This window comes from Bradyrhizobium nivariense (assembly GCF_029846695.2).
Lineage (GTDB): Bacteria > Pseudomonadota > Alphaproteobacteria > Rhizobiales > Xanthobacteraceae > Bradyrhizobium.
In genome coordinates, this window is sequence record NZ_JARWCR020000001.1 from 297,116 (window position 1) to 322,537 (window position 25,422).

The window sequence follows — 25,422 nt, forward strand, 5'->3', positions numbered from 1 at the left end:
CATCGATCGCCACGCGGCGGCCTGTGCTCTCCGGAGTTGGGGCAGGGCTGCGCAAATATCTGATAAATTGTACAAAACAACGCTTCCCGCGACGAGCTGCCGCACCTGATGCGCATCCACAAAAACTAACAGATCCTAATCACCACTAACGGGCTTCCTGGCCAGCTCACGCCTATCCTCTCAACATCGAAAGCGCGGGCTTTTGCGCGTTTGCCGGTTGCAAACAGCGGCAAAGCCGGGAGAGGACGAGTGATGTTGACCAACTTGCAGGCGGCGCATGCCTGGATCGATTTTCCGGCCGGCCCGCGGGATCGCGAGATCCCCCAAGCAACCCAGGCGATCACCCGGGAGAGCCAATGGCGTCAGATCGATCGCGGCCCCGAGGCTGCCGTCGAAGACATCAATATCTCGCGATGGGAAGATCCGCGGAGCACGTCGTCGCACGAAGCGACGACACCCGAGGATCGCTATTTCGTCGGTATCGCCCTGAAGACCACGCGCGCGAAACTGACGCGGGACCGCCAGATCATTTTCGACGGCACCATGCCTGCAGGCACGCTGTATCTCACCGCGCCGTCGAAGCCTCTCGGCGTGCAATTCCAGTCGCCCTGCGCCTTCCTGCACTTTCACATCTCCGCGGATCATTTTCCGGCGCAATTCGCCGCGACCGACGGACTGAATGACCTCGTCTTGCTGCGCGACCCGCTCGCAGCCGAGCTTGCCAAGACGCTGATCGAACACGGCGACGCCGCGGACCACCAGTTTACACGCTGCATCGGCCAGACCCTTGCGATGCATCTCGCGCGGCTGGAACTGCCGCGCGCCAGGGTCAATGCCCTGCCGAAATGGCGGCTGCGGCGCGTCGAGCAATATATCGCCGATCATTTCCACCGCTGCATCAGCCTGTCCGAGCTCGCCAATGTCGCCGGCCTGTCCAGAATGCATTTTGCGGCGCAATTCCGCGTCGCGACCGGTTACCGGCCCCGCGAATATCTGCTCAATCACCGGATCGAGCATGCCAAGACGTTGCTGGCGAGCACCGAGCGGCCATTGGCCGAGATCGCGCTTGCCGTCGGCTTCAGCACGCAGGCGCATTTTTCGACGGTGTTCAAGCGCATCAGCGATCAATCTCCGGCACGCTGGCGCCTCGCCAGCAAGGGCGAACGGCGCGAGATGCAAGCGCTCCCGCCGCGCTGCCGTTCTCCGGAGAGCAACTGGATCAGCGCAGCCGCGTGATTGCACCAGTGCCTGTTGGTGCAAGTGCCTGCACTTGCATCGGCTCGCGCCCTCCTCCTCCCGGGCCCGCGAGCCTCTCGGGGCCGTCCTGCACCCCCACAGGGCGGCCCCATTTTTCTTCGTGGACGCGCGCCAACTATCTTCATTGCGAGCTCATGTCCCGGACGCGCTGCAACGCGCATAGCGCGTCGAAGGCGCGCGTAAACGCGCTTATGGCGTTGCGGCGCAGAGCCGGGATCCAGGGGCGACACGGTACAATGCGGCGACATGGGCCCCGGCTCTGCAGCGCACCGCTGAACCGGACGATGCTTCGCATCGCCGGGATAGCGCTGCGCTGCGTCCGGGGCACGAGAGCGGAATCCCGCTTAACTTTCGCTTTCAAGACGCAGACACGCCTTCGCATCCTCGCGACTGATTTCGCCCGAGCTTTGCTTGGTCATTCCACCCTCAAATCCAAGAGGGCACAGGGAAGGCCGGGTGCCGGCTGGCACCCGCGGTCCGCTGCGCGAAAGGTAGCGCAAAAGAACCGCACAGCAGCATACAGGTGTAGCCAATCACTCGGCCTTCCCTGCGCAGTGGTTGGACGGCTTATGCCGTGCTCTCCCGGGAGCCGAGTTCCTGCTGGCCTCCCTCATCCTCGCAGAAGTCACCGGCACCGCGCCGGTTGACGCAGATGCCGCATCCGCAAGCACTTGACCGTAGCAACGACGGCCAGGACCACACGGTTTTGCCGTACGCACGGCTCGCTGTTCACCACCGGTTTCGACGACGTTGTGCACGTTGCCGTCGACCTGATGACGAGACGAACCTGGCAGCGCCGCTCGTCGGCACGAAGTTTTGGGCTCACGGAGAGCAATCCGCCCTGCCCCAGACCTCTCGCACCCGAACGCTGCCGCGTCCACCGCAAGCCCGGCTCGCGAACATGACGACCACAAGATCGCCCCTCAAGGATGAGCCGGGATGGGCGACACATACGCCGTTTCCGAATTTCGGTAAAGTGGAATATTTTCGCGCAACGAGGTTGACAGAGGGGCGACACAGCAAGCCCCCGTAGCCCGGTTGGCTCCATCCGGGCTATGGCGATGTCCCTACACCGGATCGAACGCCCGGATCGGCGGCAGATTGCCGGTGAACTTCTCGACCTCGACTGTCGTGAGCTGGCCGGTGCAGCCCTGCGCGAAGGACGAGGTGCCGACGTCGCGGGTGAGCACGTTCGGGTTGCCGTGCACGCAGAGCGGCGCGTCGTCTTCGGGGTCCATCGGGTCGTACCAGGCGCCGGTCGGGAGCTGCACGACGCCCGGCGCGATGTCGTCGGTGACGTGGACCGCGGCGAGACAGGCGCCGCGCGCGTTGAACAGGCGGATGATGTCGCCGTCCTTGATCGCGCGCGCGTCTGCGTCCTGTGGGTTCATACGCGCGACCTCGCGGCCGCGATGTTTGCCTTGAAGCGAATGCCCGCCGAAATCGAGCTGGCTGTGCAGACGCGTCACCGGCTGGTTGGCGACCAGGAAGCACGGCGTGTCCGGCTTCGGCATGTCGGACTTCTCGAGCCAGACCGGATGGCCCGGACAATCGGCATCGCCATGGCCCGCGATCTTGGCTGAGAATATCTCGATGCGACCGCTCGGCGTCGGCAAAGCGTGATTGACGGGATCGTCGCGGAAGCTGCGCAGCCGGCCGCCGTCGTCGGGCTGCTGCGGCACCACCAGGCTGCCGCTTTCCCAGAATTTTTCAAAGCTCGGCGCCTCCAAACCGCGCGCTTCGAGCGAAGCGCGGGTCGGCTCATAAAGATGTTCCAGCCACTGACGTGACGTACGCCCCTCGGTGAAGGGCTCGCGCGCGCCGAGACGTTCGGCGAGGTCGGCAAAGATCTCGTAATCGTCACGCGCAAGGCCGAACGGCTCGGCGATCCGGTGCATCGCGACCATCAGGGGATCGTTGCTGGAATAGCCGATGTCTTCGCGCTCGAGCGTCATCGTCGATGGCAACACGATGTCGGCATGCCGGGCCGTGGCAGTCCATGCCAGCTCGTGCACGACCAGCGTATCGACTTTCGCAAACGCCTTGCGCAGACGGTTGATGTCCTGGTGGTGATGGAAGGGATTGCCGCCGGCCCAGTAGACGAGGCGGATGTCCGGATAGGTGCGCGTCTCGCCGTTGTAGCGATAGGTGCTGCCGGGATTGAGCAGCATGTCGGCGATGCGCGCCACCGGAATGAAATCGCGGACAGCGTTGCGGCCCTGCCCCAGTGTCGGCCCCGGCACGTCGTTGACGCGGCGGCCGTAGTAGCCGATCGCACCCAACGAATAGGCATAGCCGCCGCCGGCAAGCCCGATCTGGCCGAGCGCCGCCGCCAGCACCATGCCCATCCACACCGGCTGCTCGCCATGCTCGGCGCGCTGGAGCGAATGGGAGACGGTGATGAGCGCGCGCTTTCCGGCGAGGCGACGCGCCAGCTTGCGGATCGTGTCCGCGTCGACGCCGCAGATCGCGGCGGCCCATTCGGCGTCCTTGGCCTGGCCGTCGCTCTCGCCAATGAGATAGCGCAGGAACACCGGCCAGCCCTCGGTGTAGCGATCGAGAAACGCCTGATCGTGCAGGCCCTCGCGCACAAGCGTATGAACGATGCCGAGCATCAGCGCGGTGTCGGTGCCGGGCACGCAGGTCATCCATTCGGCGCCGGCCTCGACGGGCAGGTCTTCACGCAACGGACTGACCAGGATGAACTCGCAGCCGCGGCGGCGCGCAGCCTCCATCGCGCCGCGCTCGACATGCTTGCTGATCGAGCCGCCGGCGACCATCGAGTTCTTCAGCGCCATGCCGCCGAACGCCAGCACGATGTCGGTATCATCAGCGATCTGCTCCCAGGTGACGTTGCGCTTGGTGATGTCCTCGTAACCGCAGAGGATTTGCGGCAGCAGCACCGAGGATGCGCCGGAGGAATAGGAATTCACCGAACGCACATAGCCGCCCAAGGCGATGTTGAGGAAGCGATGCACCTGGCTCTGCGCGTGATGGAAGCGGCCCGCGCTCGACCAGCCGTAGGAGCCGCCGAACACGGCGCCGGGCCCGCGCGTGTCACGGATGCGGCCGAGCTCGTCACCGAGCAGATCGAGCGCCTTCTCCCAGCTGACGGAGACGAATTCGTCGCGGCCGCGGCGATCGTCCGGGCCCGGCCCACGTTCGAGCCAGCCGCGGCGGATCGCGGGTTGGGTAACGCGCGCCTGGTGGCGCAACGCGCCGGGGAAATTATCGATGATGCCGTTCGGATCGGGATCGCCCGCATACGCCCTGACCTCGAGCCCGGCCTCGCTGTTGCGCGCCGAGAACACGCCCCAATGCGAGGTGTGCGGCTTGAAGCCGTCGGAGAGGTCGAGGCCGGGGTCGGGGAAGCCAATCGTATCGTCCATCGTCTGATCCTTGTTCAGGGCGCGGCACGGTCCCGGCCGCTCCCGTGTCAATTCGGGTGGCAGTATAACGATCCGCTGTTCGATGTCGTCGGGATCAGGGTCGGCGGAAATGCCGGGCGCTCGTGCAAGGACAGCTTGGCGAACGTTCGAGAGAACGACCGGCGGTGATTGTCAGATCAATTTATTCTTTTATTTTCAATGCCTTACCGAGGGCACATTCGATGCAGCGCGATCCATCTTTCGGTAAGACTTCGTGCGAAATCTCTGGCAACGACAGTGACATTGAAATGTGCGATATGCCGCCCATCCCCACAGCAACATCGGTCTGATCATGATCAAGCGCGTCTCGCCCTACGAAGGTCTGCTCCACGAAGTGGTCGAGCATAATGGCGTGCTTTACATCGGTGGAATCGTCCCCGAGGACACGAGCCTCGATATGTCGGGCCAGGCAAACGACGTCCTCGGGCAGCTGGCGCACCTGCTGAAGACCCTCGGATCCGATCTGGCCAACGTCTTGCAGGTGACCATCTACATGACCGACCTTGGGGAGAAGGCGGGGTTCAATGCGGCCTGGAAGGCGCACTTTGCAGAAGCCCATCTGCCGGCGCGCGCCGCAATCGGCGTGGCCGATCTCGGTCGGGGCGTCAAACTCGAGATGACGGTCATCGCCGCTCGACAATAGTCGCGGTGATCTTCCCGGTGAGCAGCGACAGCTCGTCGAAATCGATGCCCGCCAGCACGGCTGGATCGATCGCACTTTTCCGGATCATGCTCTAGCCTAGCGAGTTGATGATTTCCCGATAGGCGGCTTCGGGAAACGCCTTCAACGTGCGCGTCCGGACGTTTCCCAGCATCCCCAGTTGCAGGCTAAAGCGCGCCGCAACAGCGTCGTCCGGAGCTTCGAGGATCACGACCATGTCAAAGTCACCCATGGTCAGGTAGAATGATTTGATCTCGCCGCTCATATCCTTGAGAGCTTGCTTCGCAGCGTCCAGACGGCGTGGCGAGTCCTTCGCCTTCAGGATGCCTTGCTCGGTCCAATTTGCAAGCATGACGTAGGTGGTCATGGCCGTCCTCCTCCTGGTAAGAAGCAATGGTAGCTACGCCGTTGGGGCGAAAAACAAGACCCGGAGCAGATGCGTGTAGTCGGCTTCGAACACCATGATCGTCACGAATACCAACACCAGCACCGGCGGCAGCAGGATCGCGTAGGCCAAAGCCAGCCGCTCCCAGGCCATGTGCATGAAGACCGCAACGATCAGGCCAGCCTTCAACACCATGAACAGCAGGATCAGCGACCATCGGAGATGGCCATGGAGGCCAAAATAGTCGACGAGATAGGAGCAGGTGCTGAGAACAAACAACCATCCCCAGACCACGAGATAGAGCTTGATCGGATGCTGCTGGCCCTTTGCCTGCGTGGCTCCTGATGCAAGTGCGTCATGCACGGGGGCTTGCAGCGAGTGTTGCTGCGCTTCAAGATGTACCGCGACGTTCGTCATGCTGCGACCTCACCAGAGATAAAAAAGCGCAAAGATGAACACCCACACGAGATCGACGAAATGCCAGTACAGGCCGGTGATCTCGACGATCTCGTAATGCCCTTTCCGACTTGTAAAAAAGCCGCGCCGTTCGACATCGAAGTCTCCCCGCAAAACCTTTCGCGCAATGGCGATCAGGAAGATCACGCCGATCGTCACGTGGGTGCCGTGGAAGCCAGTGATCATGAAAAAGCTTGAACCAAACTGCGCCGCACCCCAGGGGTTGCCCCAGGGCCGGACGCCCTCCATGATCAGCTTGGTCCATTCGAAGGCCTGCATTCCGACGAACGTTGCGCCGAATGCCGCCGTGGCCAACATCAAGGCTGCAGTCTTCACGCGATCGCGGCGATAACCGAAATTGACGGCCATCGCCATCGTGCCGCTGCTGCTGATCAAGATGAAGGTCATGATCGCGATCAGGATGAGCGGGATGTTCTTGTCCCCGATCGTGAGGGCGAAGACCTCGCTGGGATTGGGCCACGGCACGGTCGTGGACATTCGCGCCGTCATGTACGCCAGCAGAAAACAGCTGAAGATGAAGGTGTCGCTGAGAAGGAAGATCCACATCATGGCCTTCCCCCAGGAAACGTTCTTGAAGGCGCGCTGATCCGAGGACCAATCGGCGGCGATGCCTCGCCACCCTGCAGGCCGCGCCGGCGGTTCTACCTGGTTTATGAGCACCGTTTCTGCCATCTGGTCCTTGCCTTCCCTAGCTCAGCAACTGGCGACAGATGTCGACGAAATTGTCTGTCCAGCCCGTCAGCAGGCCGAGCAGAACCAGCCAGACCAACAGCAGGAAGTGCCAGTAGATAGTGCAGAGTTCTACGCTCAGGCGAATTTGACTCGCCTCGGCGCCACGCAATACCTTGGCCGTCGTTCTGCCGAGGGCCACCAGGCCGCCCATCAGATGTAGCCCGTGCACCGCGGTGATCAGGTAGAAGAACGAATTGGCTGGATTGGACGCCAGGAAGTACCCGGCGCCACTCAGCTGGCGCCACGCCAGCAGTTGCCCGACAAGGAATATAATGGCGGACGCGCCACCGGCGCACAAGCCGACGCTGAGGCCGTCGATGTCGTCGCGGCGCGCGGCCATATACGCCCATTGCAGTGCCACACTGCTCAAGACCAGGACACCGGTGTTGAACCACAACAGCGCCGGCACCGGCAACGTCCGCCAGTCCACCAGGTTCATGCGCATGGAGTAAGCGCTGATGAAGAGTGCGAACAACGAACCGACGACCGCAAGAAACACGCCCAATCCGATTTTCGCCGGCGGCAGGGACGACGTACTCTGTTCGCGAAGATCGACGATCAGCCCTTCCTCCAGCCAGGGCTTGGCTGTCAGCCGCTGTTGCGAGAGCCACCAACCCGCAATTGCGGCGATTCCGGCCATGAACAGGATAATGGCGCTCACGGGTGGGCCCCCTGCGCCGACAATCCAGCCGGCGGTTCATTTTGCGGCACGAAATCCATGGCGGTGCCGGGGACGCTGTAATCGTAGGCCCAGCGATAGACGATCGGAAGATCCTTGCCCCAGTTGCCATGCCCCGGCGGGGTCTCTGGCGTTTGCCATTCCAGCGACGCGGCTCCCCAGGGATTGCCGCCGGCCTCTCTTCCTTTGAACAGGCTCCAGATCAGATTGAACAGGAACACGAGCTGGGCGAAGCCGACGATCAGGGCCGCCACGCTCATGAACGCATTGAGGTCATGGGCGGATGCCGGAACGAAGGCCGTTTCGCCGATGTCATGATAGCGGCGGGGCATCCCCAACAGACCCAGATAGTGCATGGGGAAGAAAATCGCGTAGGCTCCGAGGAACGAGACCCAGAAATGGAATCGTCCAAGCGCCTCATTGAGCATTCGTCCGGTGACTTTCGGGTACCAATGATAGAGTCCGCCGAACACGGCCATGATCGGCGCAATACCCATCACCATGTGAAAGTGCGCCACAACGAACATCGTGTCCGACAACGGAACGTCTACGACCACGTTGCCGAGAAACAGGCCGGTCAGGCCGCCGTTTACGAAGGTGATGATGAACGCCAGCGCGAACAGCATCGGGATGGTGAGATGAATGTCGCCTCGCCAAAGGGTCAGCACCCAATTGTAAACCTTGATCGCGGTCGGGACGGCGATGATGAGCGTCGTGGTGGCGAAGAAGAACCCGAAATACGGATGCATGCCGCTCACATACATATGGTGCGCCCATACGACGAAGCTGAGGGCGCCGATGGCCACGATCGCCCAGACCATCATGCGATAGCCGAAGATGTTCTTCCGCGCGTGGACGCTGATCAGATCGGAAATGATGCCGAAGGCCGGCAACGCCACGATATAGACTTCCGGATGTCCGAAGAACCAGAACAGGTGCTGGAACAGGATCGGGCTGCCGCCGCCATATTTCGTCAGCGTGCCCATCTCGACCAGCGTGGGCATGAAGAAGCTGGTTCCCAGCAGGCGGTCGAGCAGCAACATCACCGAGGCGACGAGCAGCGCCGGGAAGGCCAGCAGCGCCATGACCGTGGCCGTGAAGATGCCCCACACCGTCAAGGGCAGACGCATCAACGTCATGCCGCGCGTGCGCGCCTGCAGCACCGTCACCACGTAATTCAGCCCGCCCATGGTGAAGCCGATGATGAACAGGATCAGGGAGACCAGCATGAGCACGATGCCCCAATCCTGCCCGGGAGTACCGGAGAGAATCGCTTGCGGCGGGTACAGCGTCCAGCCGGCGCCGGTGGGCCCGCCGGGCACGAAAAAGGTCGAAGCCAGCACCACGACCGCGAGCAGGTAGACCCAGTAGCTCAGCATGTTCACATAGGGGAACACCATGTCCCGGGCGCCGACCATCAGCGGGATAAGGTAGTTGCCGAAGCCGCCGAGGAACAGCGCGGTGAGAAGATAGATCACCATGATCATGCCGTGCATGGTGATAAACTGGAGATACTGGTTCGGATCGATGAACGAAAACGTGCCGGGGAATCCGAGTTGCAGCCGCATCAGCCATGACAGCACCAGCGCAACCATTCCAATGGACATCGCCGTGATCGAGTACTGGATGGCGATGACCTTGGCGTCCTGCGAAAAGACGTACCTCGTCCACCAGCTTCTCGGATGATAAAGCTCGACCTCGCCCACTTCAGCGGGCGGGACGCCTGCGACGGTGTCAAACGGGACATCGACCATCGGAATTCCTCCTTGGTCTCTCTTAGAGCGCGATGAGATTGGGATGAATCGTCATCGTGCTCTAGGTTGTCGTTTGAGCATGATCTATTCGGAAAACCGCTACGCACTTTTCCGGATCATGCTTTAGCGAAGAGTTCGCCCTCTGCTATGCGGCGCTCCTCGCCGATATTTTCATTCGCTTCCTGACCTGTAGGCCGCTTTCGCGACGTTGCGCTGCTGCGACAACTCGGCGAACGTCCGCTGCTTCTCCAGCCACGCGTGATAGTCTTTCTCTTCGTCTACGATGACCTTGCTCCGCATCTGCGCGTGCGCGGCACCGCAGAGTTCCGCGCAGAGAACTTCGAATGTTCCGGTGCGCGTGGGCGTGAACCAGTAATATGTGACCGAGCCCGGTATCATATCCATCTTCGCGCGAAACTCCGGCACATAGAAATCATGCAGGACGTCAATCGAGCGGAGCAATAGCTTCACCGGTTTGCCAAGCGGCAGGTGCAAATCGTCGTTTTGAATCACGACATCGTCTTGTCCGGCGGCATCGTCGGGACTCAATCCCATGGGATTGTCGGAACTGACATTGCGGGCATCGGAAGTCCCGAGCCGGCCATCCTTTCCGGGAAGCCGATAGCTCCATTGCCACTGCTGTCCCATGACCTCGACCTCGGTCGCATCGGCCGGAACTGTGACGAACTGGTGCCAGACGACCAAGCCGGGTGCCAGCATGGCTGCGACGCCGATTGCAGTCCCGACGCTGAGCCACCATTCGAGCTTCTTGTTTTCGGGATTGTAGTCTGCCCGCCTTCCCTCCGTGTGTCGAAAGCGGAAGACGCAATAGGCCATGAATGCGACGACCGCGAAGAAAACCGCCCCGGTGATCCAGAATGTCAGGGTGATGGTGTCGTCGATGTAGCGCCAGTTTGAGGCGAGCGGGGTCCACCACCACGGGCTGAAAATATGAAACAGCACCGAGGCGATCGCTACCAAAAGCAGTATAATCGCTACAGCCATCCTTTATGCATCCTTGCCACCAAAGGCTGCGGATACGAGTTAAAGGGCGGAACTCAGGTCTGTCACGATGGCGAATTCATCTTCGCCATCATCGTGCCTCTTGCCTCGCCCATTCGACCGGTCGCGACGTAAAGGGTTGACACGAACTGCACGTCACGACCGCTCATTTCACGGGAGCTGGGGGACGTTGAGAACTTAAGATGGCCCCCGTTGAGCTTACCGTCAATAGCACAATAGAAGGCCATGTCACGCCCCGGCTTTGCGAGTCTGACGCGCAATCCGATGAGCATCCATGAGCACCTGGCGTTTGGTGATGCAGCGCAATAATCGACGTGTGCAGTCGCACAAATCACCCAACCGCGAGCGCTATGTCTTGCTTCTATCGTATATCGGACTAATTTCACTGGACCGGTCGCGACAGATGTCGTCCGGCAAGGCTCCTTCACGTTGAACCTGATTTGCCGGGCTCGATCGCGATTTCCGCGGACGAGACGGATGCGCGCTTTTTGAGAGCGCTCCGTTCGCCCGCGACCACAGTCAAGGAGCCCGGAGCCATGACCACAGTATTCGCAAGACCAAAGCTAGACGTGTTTGGCGTCTCTACCGCCTTTGTGGTTCGCAAGATCAGCCTTTCCGATTTGGGCAACGCGTTGCGCCTGGGCTGGGAGGACTTCAAGGCCATTCCAACTCACGCCGTCGTCCTGTGCGTGATTTATCCCGTCCTCGGTGTTGTCCTGTTCAGACTTGTGATCGGCTATTCGGTGCTGCCGCTACTGTTTCCGCTCGCCGCCGGCTTTACCCTGATCGGTCCTTTTGCCGCACTCGGCCTCTACGAACTCAGCCGGCGCCGCGAGCGCGGAGAGGAAGCAGCAGCATGGGATGCCATGCACGTGTTGCGCGCACCGTCCTTCGGCGCCATGCTCGAACTCGGCGTCCTCCTGCTGGTTCTGTTCGGGGTCTGGATCGCCGCCGCGGACGCGATCTACATTGCAACCTTCGGCCACGCTCCGGCTGCAACCATCCCCGACTTCGCAACGCGTGTTTTGACGACGCCGGAAGGATGGTCGCTCATCATCGTCGGCTGCGGCGTCGGCTTCCTGTTCGCCGTCGTGGCCCTGTGCGTCAGTGTTGTGTCGTTTCCGCTGATGCTCGACCGGCATGCGACTGCGATCGACGCAATCCGGACGTCGCTGCGGGCCGTGAGGGAGAATCCGGTTCCGATGGCGGTATGGGGTCTGGTTGTTGCGGCACTGCTGGCGATCGGTTCGCTGCCGTTCTTCGTCGGTCTCGCCGTCGTGCTGCCGGTGCTCGGTCATGCCACCTGGCATCTCTATCGGAAGGTGGTCGAGCCTGACCCGAATCCGCCGGAAGAACAGCCCCGTCCACCGATAGGTCACCGCTATGCGGCGGACTTCCCGGCCTCACTCTTCCCATGGAGCCACGAACGCTAGCCAGGGCAGCAACGACCGGTCGCACCATCACCGTGTTCGGCGGAACCGGCTTTCTCGGCAACCGCATCGTTCGCCATCTGTGCAGTCACGAATTTTCCGTCCGGATCGCGTCAAGGCATCCGGACGTGCAACCTCAATCTGTAGCGGCCAACATTCACGACGAGCGATCCGTCGCGAACGCGCTGGTCGGCGCCTACGGCGCCGTGAACGCGGTCAGCCTTTACCGCGAGCGCGGAGGGGAGACGTTTCACTCCGTTCACGTCGAGGCGGCCCAACTTGTAGCAGCCCAGGCCCGCCGGGCTGGAGTCGAACGGCTTGTTCACGTTTCGGGGATCGGGGCCGATGCCGCCTCGCCATCCCTCTACATCAGGAAGCGCGGCGAAGGTGAACGGGCGGTCCGCGCGGAATTCGCCGATGCATTTATCGTCCGCCCCGCTGTGATGTTCGGACCGGACGACGCGTTTCTCAACACCGTCCTCAAGCTCCTTCGTCGGCTTCCGATCTATCCGATGTTCGGCCGCGGCCGGACCAGATTGCAACCGGCCTATGTCGAAGATGTTGCGGAGGCGGTTGCCCGAATCATGGAGCGAGCCGAGACTTACCCGACGGTCTTTGAGTTCGGCGGCCCGACCTCCTACTCGTACGAGCAACTGCTCGGAGCGATCGCGCATCAAGCTGGCCTCGCGTCTCTCCTGATTCCAATGCCGTTTGCCGTTTGGCAGGCGCTGGCATGGGCCTCCGAAATACTCCCTCGTCCACCCCTTACCCGTAATCAGGTGGAGCTGATGCGGATCGACTCCGTGTCATCACCGGAGATACCTGGATTTGCCGAGCTGGGCATTTCGCCACATTCGATCGAGGAAATCCTTCAGAGCATGTCATCGCATCGAGGATCAAACAGGCCCCGCGGCTAATCCGCTTCCAGCGCGCCAAGGCTTCCAGAAGTAGCTGACCAGAGAAGAGATGTCCGGAAACGGCCTTGCGATCGCGGGGATCGTTGCTGCGACGGGGCGAAACACCCTTGAGGTGCCAGGAACAAATTACACCTCCCGGCGCTTGAATCCTGACTCGTTGTGCAGGGCAGCGATGATTTGTGGAGGCGAGAATGGTGCTGATGGGACTTGGCGCTCTGCTCGTTCTTGGCGGAATCTTGTACATGGTACGCGCTACTCTTTGGCGGGGATCGCTTAGTCGGCCGGCTGGCGATACCCTGGAGCCAACACGGCGCGGCGTGGGATTCCTGGGTGTCGGAGCGAACTGGCCGGGCATTCTCCTGATGGCAGTCGGTGCCCTCCTGTTGGTGTCGGGGGCCGGCCTCTAGCCTCAGCCAGCCGGCGGCCATTTCAATTTGCCACTTCTCACTGCTCCGGGGTCCCGGCGACGCAGTTTCGAGCACCTGCGTCGCCCGCCTCGAGGCGCAATTCCGACCACCGAATCAAGCGGCGGGCGTCCCTCATTTCTGCTATGATCAAGCCATGACGATCGGGATCACCGGACCCGAACGGAAGGTACCAAGGCAAAGTGCCGTGGTCGGGCTCATTATTGCGGCCGTCGTCATTGGGGTTTGCCTGTTCCTGCTCTGGCTCGCGAGCGACTTCCTGGTCGACTGGCTGTGGTTTTCCTCGATCGGTTATCTGCAGGTTTTCTGGACAACAATCGGCGCCAAAGCTGCCGTCTTTCTTGCGGTCTGGATCGGAACTGCCGTCGCACTTTGGTTGAACGGATGGTTCGCACTGCGCTTTGCCCGACGGCGGTCGACGCAACTTGTCGCCGGTCCGACGTGGAATTTCGTGGGCAACGCGCCGCCAGATCTCCTTGCGCTTGTACGCGATCGACTGCCGTGGCCCCGGTTGATCGCAGGCGGCGCAGCTTTGCTCGCTCTGCTTGTCGCCGCCGCAGAGATTGGCAACTGGGGCGTCTTGCTGCGGTTTGTTTATCAGGTGCCGTATGGCGCAGACGATCCGCTCTACAACAAGGACATCGGCTTCTATCTATTTTCGCTGCCCGCCTACATCCTCATCAAGAACTGGACGATGCTCGCGCTCGTCCTGAGCGCGCTCTTCGCCGCGGTGATCTACTGGGTGCACGGCGATATCGAATACGACCTTCGTCGCCGATCAATGTCGTCGGCGGTGATTGCCCACGGCTCGGCACTGCTCGGGCTTCTCTTCGCGGTGAAGGCCTGGTCCTATGGTCTCGATCGCTATCTGCTGCTCTACGGCGATAACGGCGTGGTCGTCGGTGCAAGCTACACCGATGTCCACGTGGCGCTGCCGGCCTTGTGGTTGATGATCGGACTTTCGGTCGTCGCGGCGTTCGCCGCGTGGGCAAACGTGCGGGTGCGCACCTATCGGCTTCCTGCAGCCGCGTTCCTGCTTGTCGTGATCGGGTCTTTCGTGCTGTCCGGCGTGATTCCCGTGCTGTTCCTGCAGTTCTTCGTCAAGCCAAGCGAATTAGAGCTGGAAAGGCCCTATATCGAACGCAACATCGCCCTGACCCGGCAGGCATACAATCTCGATCAGATCGCTGCCAAGCCGTTTGCCGCCGAACAGAAGCTGAGCTTCAAGACGCTCGACGCCAACAAGGCGACAATCGACAATATCAGGCTTTGGGACTGGCAGCCCCTGTCGGACACCTACGCGCAGCTGCAGGAGATCCGCACCTATTACAAATTCCATCATCTTGACGTCGATCGCTACTGGCTCGATGGATCCTACCAAAGCGTAATGCTCTCGGCGCGCGAACTGCGGCCCTCCTTGCTGCCGCCGAATGCCCAGACATGGGTCAACCGCCACGTGCTGTTTACTCATGGCAATGGCGCGGTGATGAGCCCGGTCACGCGCAAAAGCACAGAGGGGCTACCGCTGCTCTATCTGCGGGATATTCCTCCGGTTGCGGATGGCGGCCCCAAAATCCACGAGCCGCGCATCTACTACGGCGAACGGAGCGACGATTACATCATCGTCAAGGGGAGCACGCCGGAGTTCGACTATCCGAAGGGAAAAGACAATGTCTACGCTGCTTATGACGGTGCGGGCGGCGTTCCGATAGGAGCGATGATGTGGAGAGGCCTGTTCGCTTACTACTTCAACGACCCGAACCTACTGCTCTCAAGCTACATCACGACCGACAGCCGGATCATGATCCGGCGCAATATCGGGGAAAGGGTACGAACGATCGCCCCGTTCCTCAGGCTCGATCACGATCCTTATCTGGTCATCAGCAATGGGCGGATGTTCTGGATGCAGGACGCCTACACAGTGAGCTCCTACTTCCCCTCCGCGCAGCCGGCCCAAGACCAGGATATCAACTACATTCGCAATTCAGTGAAGGTCATCATCGATGCCTATAACGGAACCGTCGACTTTTATCTGATGGACACCGCCGATCCGATTGCCGCGACTTACCGGCGTATCTTTCCGAACTTGTTCAAGCCATTCTCGTCCATGCCGACGGATCTGCGGAGGCACATTCGCTATCCGGAGGACCTGTTCATGATTCAGGCGCAGCTCTATCAGAGCTATCACATGGAAGCCGCCGACGTTTTCTATAACCGCGAGGATCTCTGGCAGTTTCCGCGCCAGCCGGGCGGCGGCGGCGTTGCAACGATGGCCCCGTATTACATCATCATGCGGCTGCCCGGCGAGCCGCAGGCCGAGTTCTTCCTCATGCTTCCCATGGTGCCTAGCCGCCGCGACAATATGATCGCGTGGCTCGCCGCGCGCTGCGACGCGCCCGACTACGGCAAGCTGATTGTCTACGAGTTTCCCAAGGAGAAGCTCGTCTACGGGCCGTTCCAGATCGAAGCGCGGATCAATCAGAGCACCGAGATATCGCAACAGATCACGCTGTGGAATCAGATGGGCTCAAGGGTGATACGCGGTGCGAACCTGCTTGTGATTCCAATCGAGAACTCGATCCTCTATGTAACGCCGCTCTATTTGCGAGCGGAGCAGGGGCACCTGCCGGAGCTGAAACGCGTGATCGCGGCATACGGTGAACATGTGGTGATGAAGGAGACGCTCGACGAGGCCTTGTCAGCACTGTTCATCGAGCCTGGCGCGGTGCGGTCGATCTCGAGCACGAAGGAGGAAGTGCCTGTCACACCACGCCCGTCGTCAAGTCAGGCACGGGAGGCACTCGACCGCTACAATCAGGCCGTTGAACGATTGAGGTCCGGCGACTGGAAAGGCTTTGGTACGGAGTTCGACGCAATGCGCGAGCTCCTGGAGCAAATGAACCGGTATTCCGCCGACCACTAGTGCCCTAACTCCGCAGTCCAGAATGGGTCCGCGCCAATTGCCACCCGCGACTGCTGTGTCGGCGCGCACGATTGCGGTTCGCCGCACAGAACATTGCGCATCTCACGCACCCTGGGCCACCAATTCGTCGCGAAGACAGGCAACGCGTCGGCCGGGCGCAATTTCCCTCAACACAGGCACACTCTCGGCACAGCCGGCAACGGCATGCGGGCAGCGCGTGCGGAACACGCAACCTGACGGCGGTGAAGCGAGGCTCGGCAACTCCCCCGACAGCACCACCTCGCGAGAACGCTTCTGCAAACGGATCGACGGTGTCGCAGCGATCAGCGCCAGCGTATAATCGATATGGCATTGACATGACGCGCATCAATGACCTGAATAGAAGGTGACGTCCTCGCTCTGGCAGTCCCGCCCCATGCACGAACCGGTCTTGCGTGTCGAAGATCTCCGAGCCGAATTTCGTATTCGTGCGGAGTGGTATCCGGCCGTCGACGGCGTCTCCTTTACGGTCGACCGCAATGAGACGCTGGCGCTGGTCGGCGAGTCCGGTTGTGGAAAGTCCGTCACGGCCCTCTCCATCATGGGTCTTGTACCGCAGCCGCAGGGCCGCGTGTCGGCGGACTGCATCCTCCTGGACGGAATTGATCTGCGAACTCTGGATGAGGCCGGGTTCGAAGCTCTGCGCGGCGACCGCATGACGATGATCTTCCAGGAGCCGATGACCAGCCTGAATCCGGTGATGAATATCGGAGCACAGGTTGCCGAGGCGCTGCGCATCCATCGCGGCCTGTCGCGTGCGGACTCGGAAGCGAAGGCGCTCGCCGTGCTCGAAGAAGTGAAAATTCCGTCAGCCAAGCAGCGCTTCCACGACTATCCGCATCAATTTTCAGGCGGCATGCGTCAACGCGTCATGATCGCGATGGCGCTCGCTTGCGAGCCGGCGCTGCTGCTCGCCGACGAGCCGACGACAGCCCTCGACGTGACCATCCAGGCGCAGGTGCTTGGGCTGCTCGCAGACCTGAAGGCGCGGCACGGCATGGCCATGCTGTTCATCACGCACAATCTCGGCGTCGTTGCCCAGATCGCCGATCGCGTTGCGGTCATGTATGCCGGACAGATTGTCGAACAGGCGCCGGTGCACGAGATTTTCGCAAGACCCGCCCATCCCTATACCCGTGCGCTGTTCTCCGCGATTCCGCGCATGGATCGCGCCGAGCAGACGCTCGCCGCCATTCCAGGTCGTGTGCCACCTCTAAACGATATGCCCAGGGGATGCCGCTTCGCGCCGCGCTGCCCGTTGCGTCGTTCCGGCTGCGAGGCGCCGCAAGTCCTGGCAACCGCCGCTCCTGGACATCTCGCCCGCTGTCATGTTGCAACCGGCGCTGTCGCCAGGGAGCTTGCCCGTGCTTGAAGCCACCGATCGCGTCGTGATGATCTCCGGCGCCTCGCGCGGGATCGGCCGCGCCGCGGTCGAGCGCCTGGTTGCTGGCGGCTACCGCGTCTCGGCCGGCGTGCGTGATCCGCGCGGACTGGCCGGGTCAGACCGGCTGATGCTGCATCGTTACGACGCGGATTCGCTGCCGTCAGCGGAAGCGTGGATTGCGGCGACGATCGAGCAGTTCGGCCGACTCGATGGCCTCATCAACGCGGCCGGAATCAACCCGGAAGCCGATCTCACCGATCCCGACGAAACGGCGTTCGACGCGATGATGCTGATCAACGTCAAGGCGCCCATGCGGCTCATTCGTCTCGCGCTCCCGCATCTCGCGAAAAGCGGCGAAGGACGCGTGATCAACGTTGCTTCGATGTCCGGCAAGCGCGTTCGCAATGCGAATGCCGGTTACGCGATGAGCAAGTTTGCGCTGCTCGCGCTCACCCATGCCGTACGACAATACGGCTGGGACCACGGCATTCGCGCGACCGCGATCTGCCCGAGCTTCGTTGCGACCGACATGACCGCTCATGTCACCAAATGGCCGCGCGAGAAGATGAGCGATCCTTACGACATCGCCGAGTTGATCGTGACGGTCCTGCGACTGCCCAATACGGCGACGATCGCCGAGCTTCTGGTCAATTGCCGGCTGGAGGACATGCTATGAGATTGCGACGGCTGGCAGAGACGGACCGGCCCACCGTGTCATTCTTGCTCGACGGCGCTCCCGCGGACGCACTCGCGGGGGACACTTTGCTCACGGCCATCCTCGTGCGTGACGACCACCTGCGCGCGAGCGAATTCGGCGATGGACTCCGTGCAGGCTTCTGCCTGATGGGGGCATGCCAGGATTGCTGGGTGAACGTCGAGGGTGGCGGCCGTGTGCGCGCCTGCACCACCCCGATCGCCGAGGGCATGCGCGTGACGCGCAGGGTGGCGCAGCCATGAGCATTGTCATCATCGGCGCCGGTCCGGCCGGCACGCGCGCGGCCGAAGTGCTTGTCGGCGCAGGCCTGCGGCCGGTCGTGATCGATGAAGGGTTGGAGAGCGGCGGGCGAATCTATCAACGCCAACCCTCCGGTTTCCACCGCACCGCGCACACCCTCTATGGCTTCGAGGCCGCAAAGGCGCGGGCCATCCACGACGTCTTCGACCAGCTTCGTCCTTCGATCGACTTCCGACCGCGAACCCTTGCTTGGAATTTGCGGCCCGGCGTCATCGACACGATGTGCGAGGGCAAGGCGCGCGCAGTAGCTTTCGCGCAGACAATTCTGTGCACCGGTGCAATGGACCGAGTAATCCCGCTACCGGGCTGGACGCTGCCGGGTGTCTTCACTTTGGGCGGATCGCAGATTTCACTGAAGGCTCAGGGCTGCGCCATCGGCGCGCAAGTCGCCTTTCTTGGGACGGGGCCCCTGCTCTATCTCGTCGCCTATCAATATGCCCGCGCCGGCGCGCAAGTCGTGGCCGTGCTCGATACGACACCATTCACCACCAAGACGAAACGGGCGTTCGGGCTGATGCGTGGCGGGGTAACCTTCGCCAAGGGCCTCTATTACATCGCCTGGCTGCGCGCGCACGGCATTCCCATAGTCGAGGGCGCGACCCCGCTTGCCATCGAGGGCAACGGCCGGGTGGAATCGCTGAGCTGGCGCGACGCAGGCGGCACCAGGCACGAGGCGGCCGTCGATGCCGTCGCGCTCGGCTGGGGACTGAAGCCAGAGGCGCAGCTCGCTGATCTCGCTGGCGTGCCGTTCGACTTCGACCCCGTGCAACACAATTGGGTGCCACGCCAGGATCCCACCGGACGCACATCGATCGAAGGAGTGTTTCTTGCCGGCGACGGCAGCGGCATTCGTGGCGCTGATCTCGCCGAGACGGCCGGCGCACGCGCCGCCTGGGCTGTGCTGGCGGCGCGTGGCTGCTCGACGGTTGACGCGCGTGCAGTCGCGCGCCTCGATGCGACGCTGGCGGCTGGCGCTAGCTTCCGCAACGCACTGGAGCGCGCATTTCCATTTCCGGCAAAACTCGCGGCGAACATGACCGACGATACCATCCTCTGCCGGTGCGAGGTGATCACAGCGGGCGAACTGCGTGCGGCCGCGAATGAGGCATTGGCGACGCTTCCGCCACCAGAGGTCAACCGGGCAAAAGCCCTGACCCGTGTCGGCATGGGACGTTGCCAGGGGCGCGTCTGCGGCGCAGCCGCGGCCGAGGTGCTGGCGGCAAAGCTCTCCTGCCCGGTGGAGCAAGTTGGACGCTTGCGCGGACAGCCGCCCGTCAAGCCGATTCCCATCCTTCCCGCGGAGGCGGCATGAGCGCCACGCCGACCGATGTATTGATCGTGGGCGGCGGCGGCGCTGGCTGCTCCACGGCTCTGCATCTCGCGAACCGCGGCGTGCGATGCATTTTGCTCGAACGCGGCCAGATCGGCGGACAGGCCAGCGGTGTCAACTACGGCGGCGTGCGCCAGCAGGGGCGGCATCCGGCCGAACTGCCGCTCGCCCGCCGTTCCCGCGAAATCTGGGCAAAGCTGCCGGAACTCATCGGCACGGACTGCGAATTCGAGGTGACCGGTCACCTGAAGCTCGCACGCAACGAAGCCGAGGAAGCCGATCTCATCGCATATCTCGACGTTGCCAAGGCGAATGGCCTTCCGCTGATCATGATCGGGGGCAATGCCATTCATCAGCACTATCCATGGCTCGGTCCCGATGTCGTGGCCGGCTCGCTCGCGCCCGACGACGGCGCCGCCAACCCGCGTCTGTTGAGCCCTGCTCTCGCGCGAGCCGCGCGCGATAGGGGCGCTGATATCCGTGAATTCATGCCGGTCAACAATCTGACCCACGACGGCACTCAGTTCATCGTGCGGTCGGGCGAGAATGAATTTCGTGCCCAATATATAGTCAACACAGCCGGCTATTGGGGCGGCGCGATCGCCAAAGCATTCGGCGAACCGGTTCCCGTTTCACCGCTGAGCCCGAACATGCTCGTGACCGAGCCCCTATCCTACTTCATTACGCCCAATCTGGGCGTCGTCGGCGGCGACGTCTACCTGCGTCAGATCCGGCGCGGCAACATCATCTTCGGCGGCGGCCGTGGGGAATCCGATCCGGATGTTCCGCGCTCACGGCCATTGCCCGAGCCAGGCTATGCCGTCATGGCGAAAGCGCTCCAACTCGTGCCGCAGCTCGCGGGTGTACAGGTGATCCGCAGCTGGACTGGCATCGACGGTGAAACACCGGACGATATTCCAGTCATCGGCCCCAGCCGAACGACGCCCGGCCTGTTTCATGCATTCGGGTTTTCAGGTCACGGCTTCCAGCTCGGCCCCGTCATTGGGGCCATCATGAGCGAGCTCATCCTCGACGGACGCACGGATGTCCCGCTCGAGCCGTTCCGTATCGATCGTTTCGCGCAGGACGGATTATTCAACCAGCAGGGACAGACACATGAAGCTTTCCGTCACGCTTAGCGCGGCACTCGTAGCCGCCACTCTCGTTGCGATGCCCGTTTCGGCGGCGCCGAAGACCGATCTGAGAGTCGGCATGGCGGCCCAGGATGTAGGCCAGCTCGATCCTCATCGCGCGGTCAGCACGATCGACCGCACGGTGGTTGCCTGGATGTATAACGGCCTCGTGCGCTTTAAGCCGGGGACGATGGATCCCACGCAGATCGAGCCGGATCTCGCGGAGAAATGGGAATCAAGCACCGACAAGCTCGACTGGACGTTCCATCTTCGTCGCGGCGTCAAGTTTCACGGCGATTTTGGCGAATTGACCGCCGATGACGTTGTCTTCAGCCTCAGACGGGCCAGCGAAGCCAAGACGTCAGCCTTCTCCGCCGACTTCGCCGCCTTCAAGACCATCGAGGCGACGGATCCCGACACGGTCCACATTGTACTGGCGCGGCAGGTGCCGAGTCTGCTCGGATTGGTGACCAACTATTCCGGCGGCTACATCGTCAGTCGCAAGGCGGTCGAGAAGTATGGCGCCGACTTCACCCGCAATCCGGTCGGCACGGGCCCCTTCGCCTTCGTTTCCGACACTCCCAACCAGTCGCTCGAGCTCGCAGCCTTCGACGGCTATTTCCGCGGCAAGCCGAAGCTGCAGCACGTGAGCTATCGCTACATTCCCTCGGACTCCTCGCGAGACCTTGCCTTCCAGAACAACGAAATCGACCTCGTTTACGGCAAACAGGATCAGGCCTGGATCAACCGCATCCGCGCGTTGCCGGATTCGGTCGTCGATATCTTCGAGCCTGGCGAACTCGCCAATCTCAATCTCAACATCACGGCGAAACCACTTGACGACATTCGCGTGCGGCAGGCGATCGCCTACGCCGTCAACCGGCCGGAGCTCGTCAAGTGGCAGGGCGCCGACACCGCGCGGCCGGGCCAAAGCGTGATTCCGGCGGGCTATCTCGGATCTTCGAAGGATGTCGGCCTCGTCAACACCGACATCGCCAAAGCCAAGGCACTGCTCAAGGAGGCAGGCTATCCGGACGGCGTGACGATCAAGGTGATCCACACGCAGTTGCCGCAGATGCTGGGCAGCATGCAGGTCGTGCAGGCGCAGCTGCGGAAGGCAGGCATCAATCTCGACATCGAGGTGGTCGATCATGCCACCTTTCACCAGCAGATCCGCAAGGATCTGAGCCCGATCGTCTATTACGCGGCAGCACGATTTCCGGTGGCAGACATCTACCTGACCCAGTTCTTCCACTCGGCTAGCATCGTTGGAAAGCCGACGGCGGTCACCAATTTCAGCCATTGCGACGTGGCGGACAAGGAAATCGGCGCCGCGAGGACGGAGCCCGACACCGAGAAGCAGGTTGCCCTCTGGGTCGAGGCCCAGAAAAAGATCGTCGCAGCCGTCTGCGCCGTTCCGCTGGCCGAGGCCTTGCAGATCTGGGCGCATCGCACCGACCTCGACTTCGGCTACGATCTGAAGGCTTCGTTATCGCTTGGTCCGCTCTTGACCGAGGCCACGCACTTCAAGTGAGGTCAACGAGACAGAGCCACGGGATCGTCCGGTGATCAACTTCATCATCCGCAGGCTGCTTGCGTCGATACCGACACTGCTCGCGGTATTGACGCTTGTCTTCCTGCTGGTGCGTGTGGTCCCGGGCGATCCCGCCATTGCAATCCTGGGTGATCGGGCGACCCCGGACGCCCTCGCCGCCCTGCGCGCCGAACTTGGCCTCGATCGCTGGATCGTCGCGCAATATTTCGACTTCCTGGGCCACGCCTTGCGCGGCGATCTCGGCACCAGCATGGTCACGCACCGTCCGGTCTGGACCGAAATTACCGAAGCCTTGCCGCACACGATCGTATTGACGTTGGCGGCCATGGTGATCGGCTGCCTGATCGGCATACCCGCCGGCGTCTGGGCTGCGCTACATCGCAACGGCCCGATCGACGTGTTGACCCGTCTCTTTTCATTGCTCGGGCTGTCATTTCCCGTCTTCGTTTCGGGTATCTTCCTCCTGATCGTCTTCGCGCTGCAGCTCCACCTCTTTCCGGTGATCGGCAATCCACGCCCGGGCGACTGGATCGACGGCCTGCATAAACTCGTCCTGCCCGCAATCACTCTCGGCATCGTGATGGCTGCCTACGTGGTGCGCGTGACGCGCAGTTCGATGCTACAGGTTCTGGGGGAGGACTACATCCGCACCGCGCGCGCCAAAGGGGTGCCGCGGCGCTCCATCATCTGGCGCCACGGTTTCTCCAATGCCCTGATTCCAGTGGTCACCGTGGTCGGCCTCTATGTCGGCATCCTCATCGGCAATTCGGTGCTCACTGAAATCGTTTTCAACCGGCCCGGCCTCGGCAAGGTGATCGTCAGCGCGCTGACCCAGCGCGACTACACCATGTTGCAGGGAATGATGGTGATCTATTGTTTCATGATCATCGTCGTAAACCTGATTACGGATCTCAGCTATGGCCTCATCGATCCAAGAGTTAAGCAATGACAGTTAAGCAATGACCGATGTGACCCTTCCCGCACCAATTTCGCAATGGCGTGTGATGGCCAGCCGGATCTTGACCGATCCCACGACACTCGCCGGCGTTATCCTCTGCACGATCGTCGTATCCGGCGCCCTGCTGGCTCCGTGGCTTGCCCCTCACGATCCCCTCGAACAGAACATCATCGATCGCCTGGCTGGCCCCGGTCCGGAGTATCTGCTCGGCGCCGACCAATTCGGCCGCGACGTGCTGTCACGGCTGCTTTGGGGGGCGCGAGTGTCCCTGCTGGTGTCCTTTCTTTCCATCGCCGGCGCCGTCGTCATCGGCGGGGCAATCGGCATGATCAGCGGCTATGTCGGCGGCCGATTTGACCTCGTCACTATGCAGGTGATGGACGTCCTCCTGTCGTTCCCGAGCCTGATTCTCGGCATGATCATGGTGGCCTTGCTTGGTTCGAGTGTCACCAATCTCGTCATTGCGATTGCGCTCACCGCAATAGCCCCCTTCGCGCGCATTGCGCGAGCACCCGTTCTGGTGCTCAAGGAACGCGCCTTCATCGAGGCCGGCCGTGCGCTCGGCTTCTCGCATTTGCGAATTCTGCTCGTGCATGTGCTGCCCAGCATCGTCAATGATCTCCTGGTCATGGGCACTCTCTGGATGGCGACCGCAGTCCGTACGGAAGCCTCGCTCTCCTTCATCGGTCTCGGCGTCAAGCCGCCGACGCCGACCTGGGGCGGCATGATGCGGGACGGTTTCGAGAATATTCTCGATTCGGCATGGCTGTGCATATGGCCGGGCCTGGCCATTCTGGTGCTGGTCTTGGGACTGAACCTCGTCGGTGACGGCCTTTACGACGCGACCGATCCGAAAGCGAACGCGCAATGACTGCGCCCCCAGCCCTGCTCGAGGTCCGCGATCTCACCAAGCATTTCGCGGTCACCAAAGGTTTACTCCGCCCGGTCACAACGATAGTCCGTGCCGTCGACGGCGTCAGCTTCGCGGTCACGCGTGGTGAGGCGTTCGGCGTCGTCGGCGAGTCCGGCTGCGGCAAGTCGACCGCTGCCCGCGCCGTGCTGCATCTGATTCCGCCGGATGCCGGCTGCGTTCGCTTCGCCGGCATCGACGTGACAAGCGCCCGTGGATCCATGTTGCAGCGGCTGCGCCGCCGCATGCAGATCGTCTTCCAGGATCCCTATTCGTCACTCAATCCGCGACGCACGATCGGCCAGACCTTGACAGAGCCACTAGGCGTACACGGTCTCGCCCGCGGTCGCGCCGCACGTGAGCGCGCAATGGCGTTGCTGGAGGAAGTCGGCCTGCCGTCGTCTGCGTACGACCGCCACCCTCACGAGTTTTCCGGTGGCCAGCGTCAGCGTATCGGGATCGCGCGCGCCCTGTCTGTCGAACCCGAACTGATCGTTGCCGACGAGCCGGTCTCCGCACTCGACGTCTCCGTCCAGGCCCAGGTGCTCCTGCTCCTGAAGGACCTGCAGGCACGGCGCGGCCTGACCTTCGTATTCGTCAGCCACGATCTCGGTGTCATCAGGTGGTTCTGCTCGCGCGTCGCGGTGATGTATCTCGGACGCATTGTGGAGAGCGGCCCGGTGGCACGCGTGTTCGGCGCTCCGCGCCATCCCTACACGCGCATGCTGCGTGATGCTTCGCCCCTCCCCGATCCAAGTATACGAGGCCGTCTGCCGCGCATCATCGGCGAAATTCCTTCCGCTGCCAATCCGCCGTCGGGGTGCCACTTTCACCCCCGTTGCCCCCGCGCATCCGATTTGTGCCGCACTGTGTATCCGGAATGGCGGGCTGATGGTGATGGGGGTGTCGCCTGCCACCATCCAGAGGATTGATCGGTCGCAGCAACTGCTGGCGCATGTTGAACGATGCGGTTTCCCCACCGCTTGCGGACGACTGTGGATTCCCAG

The 25,422-nt window shown here is 62.1% G+C and carries 22 protein-coding genes; 14 read left to right on the forward strand and 8 right to left on the reverse strand.

The window, feature by feature from the left end; all coding sequences use genetic code 11:
• Window positions 1–252 precede the first annotated feature (252 nt).
• Window positions 253–1,236, forward strand: a complete 984-nt coding sequence (locus tag QCM77_RS01445; protein WP_279681695.1) for a helix-turn-helix domain-containing protein — start codon at window positions 253–255, stop codon at window positions 1,234–1,236.
• 1,088 nt (window positions 1,237–2,324) lie between these two features.
• Here the strand turns inward: QCM77_RS01445 and QCM77_RS01450 are convergent.
• Window positions 2,325–4,646: a molybdopterin guanine dinucleotide-containing S/N-oxide reductase gene (locus QCM77_RS01450; RefSeq protein WP_279665833.1), complete on the reverse strand. Its 2,322-nt coding sequence runs from the start codon at window positions 4,644–4,646 to the stop codon at window positions 2,325–2,327.
• A 331-nt stretch (window positions 4,647–4,977) separates the two neighbouring features.
• Between QCM77_RS01450 and QCM77_RS01455 the strand changes: the two genes are divergently transcribed.
• Window positions 4,978–5,328 (forward strand): RidA family protein, encoded by a 351-nt coding sequence (locus tag QCM77_RS01455; RefSeq protein ID WP_279681586.1) that lies wholly within the window; start codon window positions 4,978–4,980, stop codon window positions 5,326–5,328.
• Window positions 5,329–5,419: 91 nt separating this feature from the next.
• Here QCM77_RS01455 and QCM77_RS01460 read toward each other — a convergent pair whose 3' ends face one another.
• The 6 genes from QCM77_RS01460 to coxB all read right to left on the reverse strand — a co-directional run bounded on the left by QCM77_RS01460 (window position 5,420) and on the right by coxB (window position 10,378).
• Entirely contained in the window at window positions 5,420–5,713 is a 294-nt protein-coding gene (locus QCM77_RS01460; RefSeq protein ID WP_279665829.1) for a GYD domain-containing protein, read from the reverse strand.
• Window positions 5,714–5,746: 33 nt separating this feature from the next.
• The gene (locus QCM77_RS01465; RefSeq protein ID WP_279681587.1) at window positions 5,747–6,148 is read right to left on the reverse strand and encodes a cytochrome C oxidase subunit IV family protein; all 402 of its coding nucleotides are present in this window, start codon (window positions 6,146–6,148) and stop codon (window positions 5,747–5,749) included.
• A 9-nt stretch (window positions 6,149–6,157) separates the two neighbouring features.
• Window positions 6,158–6,880 (reverse strand): heme-copper oxidase subunit III family protein, encoded by a 723-nt coding sequence (locus QCM77_RS01470; protein ID WP_279665827.1) that lies wholly within the window; start codon window positions 6,878–6,880, stop codon window positions 6,158–6,160.
• Window positions 6,881–6,896: 16 nt separating this feature from the next.
• Window positions 6,897–7,601, reverse strand: a complete 705-nt coding sequence (locus tag QCM77_RS01475) for a cytochrome c oxidase subunit 3 (protein ID WP_279665826.1) — start codon at window positions 7,599–7,601, stop codon at window positions 6,897–6,899.
• On the reverse strand, window positions 7,598–9,373 hold the full coding sequence (gene ctaD, locus QCM77_RS01480; RefSeq protein WP_279665824.1) for a cytochrome c oxidase subunit I: 1,776 nt from the start codon (window positions 9,371–9,373) through the stop codon (window positions 7,598–7,600). The genes QCM77_RS01475 and ctaD overlap by 4 nt, the downstream gene beginning before the upstream one ends.
• 171 nt (window positions 9,374–9,544) lie before the next feature.
• A complete protein-coding gene (gene coxB / locus QCM77_RS01485) occupies window positions 9,545–10,378 on the reverse strand; it encodes a cytochrome c oxidase subunit II (RefSeq protein ID WP_279665823.1) in 834 nt (277 codons plus the stop codon).
• Between the two features lie 554 nt (window positions 10,379–10,932).
• On the opposite strand from coxB, the gene QCM77_RS01490 reads away from it, so the two are divergent.
• The 3 genes from QCM77_RS01490 (at window position 10,933) to QCM77_RS01500 (ending at window position 16,091) form a co-directional block, all read left to right on the forward strand.
• Window positions 10,933–11,829 (forward strand): DUF2189 domain-containing protein, encoded by an 897-nt coding sequence (locus QCM77_RS01490; protein WP_279665822.1) that lies wholly within the window; start codon window positions 10,933–10,935, stop codon window positions 11,827–11,829.
• A 32-nt stretch (window positions 11,830–11,861) separates the two neighbouring features.
• Window positions 11,862–12,743, forward strand: coding sequence for a complex I NDUFA9 subunit family protein (locus QCM77_RS01495; protein ID WP_279681588.1), 882 nt, complete (start codon window positions 11,862–11,864; stop codon window positions 12,741–12,743).
• A 561-nt stretch (window positions 12,744–13,304) separates the two neighbouring features.
• Complete coding sequence (locus QCM77_RS01500) at window positions 13,305–16,091, forward strand: UPF0182 family membrane protein (RefSeq protein WP_279681590.1); 2,787 nt, start codon at window positions 13,305–13,307, stop codon at window positions 16,089–16,091.
• Window positions 16,092–16,193: 102 nt separating this feature from the next.
• Here the strand turns inward: QCM77_RS01500 and QCM77_RS01505 are convergent, their stop codons facing one another.
• Window positions 16,194–16,436, reverse strand: coding sequence for an oligopeptide/dipeptide ABC transporter ATP-binding protein (locus QCM77_RS01505; RefSeq protein ID WP_347882345.1), 243 nt, complete (start codon window positions 16,434–16,436; stop codon window positions 16,194–16,196).
• Window positions 16,437–16,506: 70 nt separating this feature from the next.
• Here QCM77_RS01505 and QCM77_RS01510 point away from each other — a divergent pair, with 70 nt between their 5' ends.
• Genes QCM77_RS01510 through QCM77_RS01550 form a run of 9 tightly spaced genes read left to right on the forward strand, consistent with a single transcriptional unit; the run spans window position 16,507 to window position 25,347 of the window.
• Window positions 16,507–17,502, forward strand: coding sequence for an ABC transporter ATP-binding protein (locus QCM77_RS01510; RefSeq protein ID WP_279665816.1), 996 nt, complete (start codon window positions 16,507–16,509; stop codon window positions 17,500–17,502).
• Window positions 17,495–18,190, forward strand: a complete 696-nt coding sequence (locus QCM77_RS01515) for an SDR family NAD(P)-dependent oxidoreductase (protein WP_279665815.1) — start codon at window positions 17,495–17,497, stop codon at window positions 18,188–18,190. The genes QCM77_RS01510 and QCM77_RS01515 overlap by 8 nt, the downstream gene beginning before the upstream one ends.
• A complete protein-coding gene (locus QCM77_RS01520) occupies window positions 18,187–18,471 on the forward strand; it encodes a (2Fe-2S)-binding protein (RefSeq protein ID WP_279665814.1) in 285 nt (94 codons plus the stop codon). The genes QCM77_RS01515 and QCM77_RS01520 overlap by 4 nt, the downstream gene beginning before the upstream one ends.
• A complete protein-coding gene (locus QCM77_RS01525; protein WP_279665812.1) occupies window positions 18,468–19,841 on the forward strand; it encodes an FAD/NAD(P)-dependent oxidoreductase in 1,374 nt (457 codons plus the stop codon). Before QCM77_RS01520 ends, QCM77_RS01525 begins: the two co-directional genes overlap by 4 nt.
• On the forward strand, window positions 19,838–20,998 hold the full coding sequence (locus QCM77_RS01530; protein ID WP_279665811.1) for an NAD(P)/FAD-dependent oxidoreductase: 1,161 nt from the start codon (window positions 19,838–19,840) through the stop codon (window positions 20,996–20,998). Before QCM77_RS01525 ends, QCM77_RS01530 begins: the two co-directional genes overlap by 4 nt.
• Window positions 20,976–22,526, forward strand: coding sequence for an ABC transporter substrate-binding protein (locus QCM77_RS01535; RefSeq protein WP_279665809.1), 1,551 nt, complete (start codon window positions 20,976–20,978; stop codon window positions 22,524–22,526). Before QCM77_RS01530 ends, QCM77_RS01535 begins: the two co-directional genes overlap by 23 nt.
• A gap of 31 nt (window positions 22,527–22,557) precedes the next feature.
• On the forward strand, window positions 22,558–23,496 hold the full coding sequence (locus tag QCM77_RS01540; RefSeq protein WP_279665807.1) for an ABC transporter permease: 939 nt from the start codon (window positions 22,558–22,560) through the stop codon (window positions 23,494–23,496).
• A gap of 10 nt (window positions 23,497–23,506) precedes the next feature.
• Window positions 23,507–24,376: an ABC transporter permease gene (locus QCM77_RS01545; protein WP_279665805.1), complete on the forward strand. Its 870-nt coding sequence runs from the start codon at window positions 23,507–23,509 to the stop codon at window positions 24,374–24,376.
• Window positions 24,373–25,347 carry an ABC transporter ATP-binding protein gene (locus tag QCM77_RS01550; RefSeq protein WP_279665802.1) on the forward strand — a complete coding sequence of 325 codons (975 nt, stop codon included), beginning with the start codon at window positions 24,373–24,375 and terminating at the stop codon, window positions 25,345–25,347. Before QCM77_RS01545 ends, QCM77_RS01550 begins: the two co-directional genes overlap by 4 nt.
• Window positions 25,348–25,422 lie beyond the last annotated feature (75 nt).